The organism is Photobacterium lucens (assembly GCF_009873615.1).
Lineage (GTDB): Bacteria > Pseudomonadota > Gammaproteobacteria > Enterobacterales > Vibrionaceae > Photobacterium > Photobacterium lucens.
The window spans coordinates 1-8269 of sequence record NZ_SSMG01000274.1 but is presented as its reverse complement, the minus strand read 5'-3'; the positions used below and the strand labels follow the sequence as shown (position 1 = coordinate 8269).

The window sequence follows — 8269 nt, the reverse complement described above, 5'->3', positions numbered from 1 at the left end:
CCTCCCTGAAAAACACATTTAAAAACATAAATATAGAAAATAATTCAATTTTTATAGGGTTTAAGCTCTAATAAAAAGAAAAAGCCCTACTCTCGGCACAAAGTAAGGGCTTTGATAGTGATGGATTTACTACTGGAGATACCATCTAATAAATAGCGTCCCTGTATTTATTATTGCCTTTCACACCACGTTTCCTTGTTATGAAAAAGGTATGCGTCTCCTGTTGGCACAAAACAATATCCGCTTGTCTTTCTATGGTGATGTAGTCTAACAAACGGTTACTGTATTTATTCCATCAGGATCAGCGGCGCATCTGTTTCTGGGTCAGTTCAACTGCACGTAACTGTGCCATTGCTTTAGCCAGATCCATTTCCGCCATTGCGAAGTTAATATCATCAGCATGCTTGTTGATATTCTCTTCAGCGGCGCGTCGAGCTTCGTCTGCGCGGGCTTTGTCGATGTCTTTCCCATGCATTGCCGTATCGGCAAGTACAGTTACTACAGTGGGTTGAACTTCAACAAGACCGCCTGAGATATAAAGGATTTCTTCAGGATCCTTTAATCCAGTGACAAAACTCGCCACACCCGGTTTTAGTCGGCTCAACAAAGGAGAATGACCAGGGCGAATACCCAATTCCCCATCGGAGCCAGAAATTGCCAGCGCGTGTGCTGGGCCAGAAAATAACGGACCTTCTGCACTCACGATATTGAGCTGGAATGTATGCTCGGTAACGCCAATAGCCATAATGCCTCCTTAAGCCTTACATGTTTTTCGCTTTTTCGAGTACTTCTTCGATACCACCACAGTACAAGAACGCTTGCTCTGGGATATCGTCATACTCACCGCTTAGTAAGCCTTTAAAGCCCGCAATAGTGTCTTTTAGAGAAACGAACACACCTGGTTGACCGGTAAAGACTTCCGCTACGTGATAAGGCTGAGTAAGGAAACGTTCAATCTTACGAGCGCGAGATACGGTTTGCTTATCTTCTTCAGATAATTCATCCATACCTAGGATTGCGATGATGTCTTTCAGTTCTTTATAGCGCTGAAGTACAGTTTGAACGCCACGTGCAACATCATAGTGATCTTGACCAACAACCAATGGATCAAGCTGGCGAGAAGTCGAATCCAATGGGTCAATCGCAGGGTAAAGACCCAGTGCTGCAATGTTACGAGACAATACAACGGTCGCATCAAGGTGAGCGAAAGTGGTTGCTGGCGATGGGTCAGTCAAGTCATCCGCAGGTACATATACCGCTTGAATAGAAGTGATAGAACCCGTTTTGGTTGAAGTGATACGCTCTTGCAGCACACCCATCTCTTCAGCAAGTGTAGGCTGGTAACCTACCGCTGACGGCATACGACCTAACAGTGCTGATACCTCAGTACCTGCCAAGGTGTAACGGTAAATGTTATCGATGAACAGTAATACGTCACGACCTTCATCACGGAAGCTTTCTGCGATGGTTAAGCCTGTTAGCGCAACACGAAGACGGTTACCCGGTGGCTCGTTCATCTGACCGTACACCATGGATACTTTATCCAGTACGCCCGCTTCTTTCATTTCGTAGTAGAAGTCGTTACCTTCACGAGTACGTTCACCCACACCGGTAAATACAGATAAACCAGAGTGTGCTTTTGCGATGTTGTTGATAAGCTCCATCATGTTAACGGTCTTACCAACACCCGCACCACCGAACAAGCCGATTTTACCGCCCTTAGCAAATGGACAGATAAGGTCGATAACCTTAACACCGGTTTCTAGCAGCTCAGAACTGTTAGATTGATCTTCATAAGAAGGCGCAGCACGGTGAATCGCGTATTTTTTCTTCTCACCGATTTCGCCACATTCATCGATAGGCGTACCCAATACGTTCATAATACGGCCTAGGGTTTCTTCACCTACAGGCACTGTAATTGGTGCCTTAGTGTTAACCACTTCTAAACCACGACGTAGACCGTCTGATGAACCCATTGCGATACAGCGAACTACACCGCTACCAATCTGCTGTTGTACTTCTAGAACAAGCTCTGCGTGCTCACTGTCAACAAGGTTAAGCGCATCGTACACACGTGGTACGCTATCTTGGTCAAATTCCACGTCAACGACAGCGCCGATGACTTTGACAATCTTACCAGTACTCATTTGATGTCCTCAGAATTCTATTTAAACGGCTTGTGCCCCAGCTACGATTTCACTTAGCTCTTGGGTAATAGCGGCTTGACGGGCTTTGTTATATACAAGCTGTAAATCATTAATCAGCTCGCCCGCATTATCGGTTGCTGCTTTCATCGCAACCATTCGTGCTGCTTGCTCACAAGCGATACTCTCAACGGTGCCTTGGTAGACCTGTGATTCGATATAGCGAAGCATCAGCTCGTTGAGGATCGGTTTTGGATCAGGCTCGTAGATGTAGTCCCAACGGCTTGAAACATTCGCTTCATCTTGCTCTTCTTGTTCAAGCTCAGGGTTAGGCAATAACTGGATGACCTTTGGCTTTTGCACCATGGTGTTCACAAATTCGTTGTAAACCAGGAACAAGCGGTCAATCTTGCCATCGTCGAAATACTCCAACATAGCATTCACAGGGCCTAAAATATCTTCAAGTTTTGGCTCATCACCAATACCGGATGTTTGTGCAATGACATTGCCGAAACGGTGGAAAAACGAAATTGCTTTTGAACCGATCAAGGTGGTATCAACTGCTACCCCTTGATCTTTCCATTGGCGCATATCTGCCAGTGTCTTCTTAAACAAGTTAATGTTTAAGCCACCACATAAACCTCGGTCTGAGGAAATGATGATGTAAGCAACACGTTTTACCTCACGCTCTTCAAGATAGGGATGCTTATACTCCAGCGAACCGGAAGTCACGTGCCCAATCACCTTACGCATGTTCTCGGCGTAAGGACGGGTCGCTTCCATGTTGTGCTGAACTTTACGCATCTTACTTGCGGCAACCATCTGCATTGCACTGGTGATCTTTTGCGTGTTTTGCACGCTGGCGATCTTAGTGCGGATCTCTTTTGCATTTGACATGGTTAGCTCCTATCTTCATTCATACTGCGTCGTGCTTAGACGGATATTGCTCGTCGCTTAGTACGACTGGGTATCAACGAAGGTTTTTAGAAGCTGGTGCAAGCTTGCTTCGATATCATCGTTGTAATTGCCAGACTCATTAATAGATGCAAGTAGCTCAGCGTACTGACTCTTCGCAAACGCCATTAATGCTTCTTCAAATGCACCGATTTGAGATAACTCAACGTTATTCAAATAACCTTTCTCAGCAGAGAAAATAGCCAGTGATTGCTCAGCAACAGACATAGGTGCGTACTGCTTTTGCTTCATTAGCTCTGTTACTTTCTCACCGTGGTCTAACTGTTTACGAGTAGCATCATCAAGATCCGATGAAAACTGCGCAAACGCTGCCAATTCACGGTACTGTGCAAGTGCGGTACGAATACCACCAGACAGCTTCTTCATGATCTTGGTTTGAGCAGCACCACCAACACGTGATACTGAAATACCAGGGTCAACGGCTGGACGTAAACCTGCGTTAAACAAGTTAGTCTGCAAGAAGATCTGACCATCCGTAATTGAGATAACGTTAGTTGGTACGAACGCTGACACGTCACCCGCTTGGGTTTCGATAATTGGCAACGCCGTTAATGAACCGGTTTGACCTTTGACTTCACCGTTAGTGAAACGCTCAACATATTCCGCGTTAACACGTGCTGCACGTTCTAGTAGGCGTGAGTGAAGGTAGAACACATCACCAGGGAAAGCTTCACGGCCGGGTGGACGCTTAAGCAATAGTGAGATTTGACGGTAAGCAACCGCTTGTTTAGATAAGTCATCGTAAACAATCAGGGCATCTTCACCGCGGTCACGGAAATATTCACCCATAGTACAACCAGCATATGGTGCTAGGTATTGAAGGGCTGCTGCTTCTGATGCTGACGCTACCACTACAATGGTGTTTTTCAGTGCGCCATTTTCTTCAAGCTTGCGTACTACGTTGGCAATCGTTGAAGCTTTTTGACCAATTGCCACATACACAGAATAGATACCAGATTCTTTCTGGTTGATGATGGCATCAATCGCCATCGCTGTTTTACCTGTCTGACGGTCACCGATGATAAGCTCACGCTGACCACGACCGATTGGCACCATGGAGTCAACCGCTTTGTAACCAGTCTGGATTGGCTGATCAACCGATTTACGATCGATTACACCCGGTGCAATAATTTCTACTGGCGCAAAACCATCGTTATCAATTGCGCCTTTACCATCAATTGGCTGACCTAGGGTGTTAACCACACGACCCAGTAAACCTTTACCAACTGGCACTTCAAGAATACGGCCAGTACCTGTTACTTTCATGCCTTCAGCAAGATCAGCGTACGGACCCATAACAACGGCACCGACAGAGTGACGTTCTAAGTTAAGTGCCAATGCATAACGGTTGTCTGGAAGTTCAATCATCTCACCCTGCATGACATCAGCAAGACCATTGATAACAATAATACCGTCGCTTACAGAGACGATTGTACCTTCGTTACGTGCCTGACTGGTCACATTAAAGGTCGCGATTCTTTGTCTAATTAGATCGCTAATTTCGTTGGAATTCAGTTGCATATTATTTACCTATTACGCCTGAAGGCTTGTCGCTAAGCGGTGGATAGAGCTCTTTAGCGTGCCATCAATCACCATTTCACCGGCTTTGATTAGCATTCCGCCTACAAGCGATTCATCAATCTGACAATCAAGCTCAACACTGCGATTTAATTTCTGTTGCAGCGCCTGTTTCAGGTTCGCTTTTTGCTCATCAGTTAACGGCTCAGTGGTAGTTACCGTAGCAGTAACCATGCGTTCATGATCTTCTTTCAGTTCATGGAACAACGCTGCCACTTGCGACAACACATTTAGACGTCCATTCTCTGCCATTACTTTGATCAGGTTCTGACCGTGTTCGTCCAGCAATCCTTCACAAACGCCTAAGAACATATCTGTAAATGCTGCCGAGTCGTGCTCGCCAAATTGCTCACTATCTTCGATTTGCTGAGCAATCACAGGTTGGCTAGCCACCGTTGAAGCCACGATTAACATCTGCTCCCATTGTTCCAATGCATTATTGGTAAGAGCGAAATCAAACGCTGCTTTGGCATAAGGCTGAGCAATCGTTAGTGGATCTGACATAATGTGCTCCCCGCTTACATATCCTTGATGAGTTTATTAACAAGATCGCGGTTCGCATCCGTATCTAAGTTACGAGCAATCAATTTCTGTGCGGTTTCAATTACCATGTCAGACATTTCTGCACGTAGTTCTTGGCGTAGACGATTTCGATCGCTTTCTACTTCCGCTTGACCTTGAGCAATAATGCGCGCTTTTTCTTTCTCACCTTCCGCTTGTGCGTCTTCGATGATTTGAGCGCGGCGTTTATTCCCTTGCTCAACTAATTCATTTGCACTTTTCTTCGCATCATCAATGATCTTTTCACCATTAGCTTTCGCTAACTCAAGCTCTTTTGATGCGTTTTCGGTATGAATCAGTCCTTCGGCGATATCACGCTGACGTTGTTCAATTAACGCCGTTAGCGGTGGCCATACATATTTCATACATAGCCAAACAAAAATCACGAAAGAGATTGCCTGACCAAGCATGGTTGCATTTAAATTCATACCATCCTCACTATTTAAATAACGTTATGATTTATAACGGTAGTTTTGGCGATTACGCCACAGCAAAGATGATGTAAAGACCAATACCCACACCGATCATAGGAACCGCATCCACAAGACCCATCATGATGAAGAATTGAGTACGTAGCATAGGGGTGAGATCAGGTTGGCGAGCAACACCTTCTAGGTATTTACCTGCAAGGTTACCGATACCAGATGCCGCACCAGCTGCACCTAAACCAATGAGAAGCGCACCAGCAACGTAAAGAACTGCACTTACGATATCCATGAAAGACTCCAAAAATTACTAAATATATAAACTTAAATTGAAACGAATTTAATTAATGTTCTTCGGTTGCCATTGCGAGGTATACAACTGTCAATACCATGAAAATAAAGGCTTGAAGGAACACAATCAGAATGTGGAATAATGCCCAAGGCACGCTTAGCGCCCACTGGATCCACCACGGCATTAATGCAATCAGGATAAAAATCATTTCACCTGCATACATATTTCCGAATAGTCGAAGTCCAAGAGAAATTGGTTTTGAAATTAATGTTACCAACTCCAAAACGAAGTTCACCGGATACAACAATGGGTGTTCAAATGGTTGCGTGGTTAACTCTTTAATAAAGCCAACTAACCCTTTATTTTTCAGGGTGTAACCAATAATCAAAATAAACACACCAATCGCCATCGACATCGGCACGTTAACATCGGCAGAAGGCAAATCACGGAAGTGAGTAAAGCCTAATTCACGCGCTAACGTTGGAACAAAATCAACAGGAATTAAGTCGATCATGTTCATTAAGAAAACCCAGACGAAAATCGTTAATGCCAATGGACCAACAATTTTGCTTTTCGTTTGGAATATTTCCTTAACGAGGTTGTTTACAAATTCATACGTGATTTCAATAAAGCACTGCAATCGACCAGGAACCCCTGCGGTTCCACGGGTTGCCACATACCTAAAGAGCCCGATGAACAGTAAACCTAACACCCATACCATAAACATGGAGTCGATATTGAGGCTCCAAAAACCATCGCCTACAGTAAGGAATGTTAAGTGGTGCTCAATATAATCATGAGCAGTAGTTACTGATTCCACCTTACGTCATCCTAAATTGAGGTTTGTTTAGTATCGGGGTTAAAAAGCATCCTAAAAATGTCACGCTGTAAGCCAATAACATAGCTACATGATTAACTGGAATAAAACGAACAACAGCTAACATCATTACTGCGGTATATACCCACTTAATAAAACTATTAAGCTTGGCTAAATATCGAATATTAATGTCTTTATTTGTTTTTATTTTAAAAGCGGCAGTCATTAAACCTAACAAAGATGGAATAACCGCAATAGCGACTCCAATAATGGAAGATTTAATACAAAGCCAATCAGCAGAAATAAAGGAAAAACAGATAAATAGAGAACCTAGGATCGTTTGACCAATTAAAATCTTTTTTGCTGCAGATAAAATATCGCTAAAACCAGAATCCGCATTCATTTTCAATCCTCTTTACATTTGCACTAAGCAGCCAACCCCTCCATATCAACTTATTACGGATTATTTCAACTTATGACACAACCTGCACAGCATACAGAGTGAATAATCTTGCAAGAGAAATAAAACCATTAGGAGTCGTATCAGTAATAAATACAATGTTACGTATTTATTAATAAACCAAAGCGAAATTTTGCCAATTCTCACGACGTAAAAAACAAATCATGTAAATCAAGCACTTCCGCTCAACCTCCTACCTTTTAAAATCTACGTGATCACCATCACGAGCGCTATAAAAAAAATTGCAATCAATGTTTTTCATTTTTGAGAAGCAACAACAATTGAAGTCACAATGGATTATGTTGTACGCATGATGCATAAATATGTATTCACATTATTAATAAAAATGAGCATTAATCGAAAACGTTTGGGTAATAAGAATTGTTCCCAAAGCAAAATTTCGACCTCTTTTTTATTACTATTTTTCATTTACTGTCATAAAACGAAATTTGTTGAGCGAACGGCGAAATGGCACTTTTTTACATGGTGAAAAGTTGGAGCCAAGAACCACAGCCAGCGCCATTCCACGCAATATAGGTAAGGAAAAGACATCAGAGAAAAAAATGGAAGAAGTAGAAATAAAGAGTAGAAGTTCAAGCAAGAGCGCTTCTATCAAGCTGATTTAAAACAACATTTAAACGTTAAGCATTAACTAACCCATTGTTTATTAATACTTATTATGTCATCACAGATCTATCAAGCACATATCCTTCAATAAAAGTAATCGCTCTCAATTGCGTTCAAACAAGCATCCAAATGAGTAAAATATTACTGCTAATAAAATGTGCTATTTTTTTGTAACAAACATCAAAAAATAAAAGCGTAAAAGTACATTCAAAAAATATAAATAATCTGCTAACTAAGCTATCATTACACGATATATCGAAGCGTTTTTTTGTTTAATGCAAATTGACTATATATTTAATCGGTCGCGTATACCCCTCTGCCGCGGCCGCCGCTCCCATAAGTGTAGATCGCGGTGGTGGCGGGATCATAAAAATAAAAGGGGGGGGGGGG

At 42.8% G+C, this 8269-nt stretch carries 9 protein-coding genes; all 9 read right to left on the bottom strand.

From position 1 onward, the window contains the following. Positions 1-301: 301 nt before the first annotated feature. Genes E5A76_RS11725 through E5A76_RS11685 form a run of 9 tightly spaced genes read right to left on the bottom strand, consistent with a single transcriptional unit; the run spans position 302 to position 7195 of the window. Positions 302-745, bottom strand: a complete 444-nt coding sequence (locus E5A76_RS11725) for a F0F1 ATP synthase subunit epsilon (protein WP_053987847.1) — start codon at positions 743-745, stop codon at positions 302-304. 16 nt (positions 746-761) lie between these two features. Continuing rightward, a complete protein-coding gene (atpD, locus tag E5A76_RS11720; protein WP_161119046.1) occupies positions 762-2147 on the bottom strand; it encodes a F0F1 ATP synthase subunit beta in 1386 nt (461 codons plus the stop codon). A 21-nt stretch (positions 2148-2168) separates the two neighbouring features. Beyond that, positions 2169-3041 (bottom strand): F0F1 ATP synthase subunit gamma, encoded by an 873-nt coding sequence (atpG, locus tag E5A76_RS11715; RefSeq protein ID WP_008988654.1) that lies wholly within the window; start codon positions 3039-3041, stop codon positions 2169-2171. 57 nt (positions 3042-3098) lie between these two features. Then, on the bottom strand, positions 3099-4640 hold the full coding sequence (gene atpA, locus E5A76_RS11710) for a F0F1 ATP synthase subunit alpha (RefSeq protein WP_008988653.1): 1542 nt from the start codon (positions 4638-4640) through the stop codon (positions 3099-3101). Between the two features lie 12 nt (positions 4641-4652). Continuing rightward, a complete protein-coding gene (locus E5A76_RS11705) occupies positions 4653-5201 on the bottom strand; it encodes a F0F1 ATP synthase subunit delta (RefSeq protein ID WP_161119045.1) in 549 nt (182 codons plus the stop codon). A gap of 14 nt (positions 5202-5215) precedes the next feature. Continuing rightward, on the bottom strand, positions 5216-5686 hold the full coding sequence (gene atpF, locus E5A76_RS11700; RefSeq protein WP_053987843.1) for a F0F1 ATP synthase subunit B: 471 nt from the start codon (positions 5684-5686) through the stop codon (positions 5216-5218). 52 nt (positions 5687-5738) lie between these two features. Beyond that, entirely contained in the window at positions 5739-5975 is a 237-nt protein-coding gene (gene atpE, locus E5A76_RS11695) for a F0F1 ATP synthase subunit C (protein ID WP_004730405.1), read from the bottom strand. A gap of 52 nt (positions 5976-6027) precedes the next feature. After that, on the bottom strand, positions 6028-6795 hold the full coding sequence (gene atpB, locus E5A76_RS11690; RefSeq protein WP_045065288.1) for a F0F1 ATP synthase subunit A: 768 nt from the start codon (positions 6793-6795) through the stop codon (positions 6028-6030). Position 6796: 1 nt separating this feature from the next. Continuing rightward, entirely contained in the window at positions 6797-7195 is a 399-nt protein-coding gene (locus E5A76_RS11685) for an ATP synthase subunit I (RefSeq protein ID WP_008988649.1), read from the bottom strand. Positions 7196-8269: the final 1074 nt, after the last annotated feature.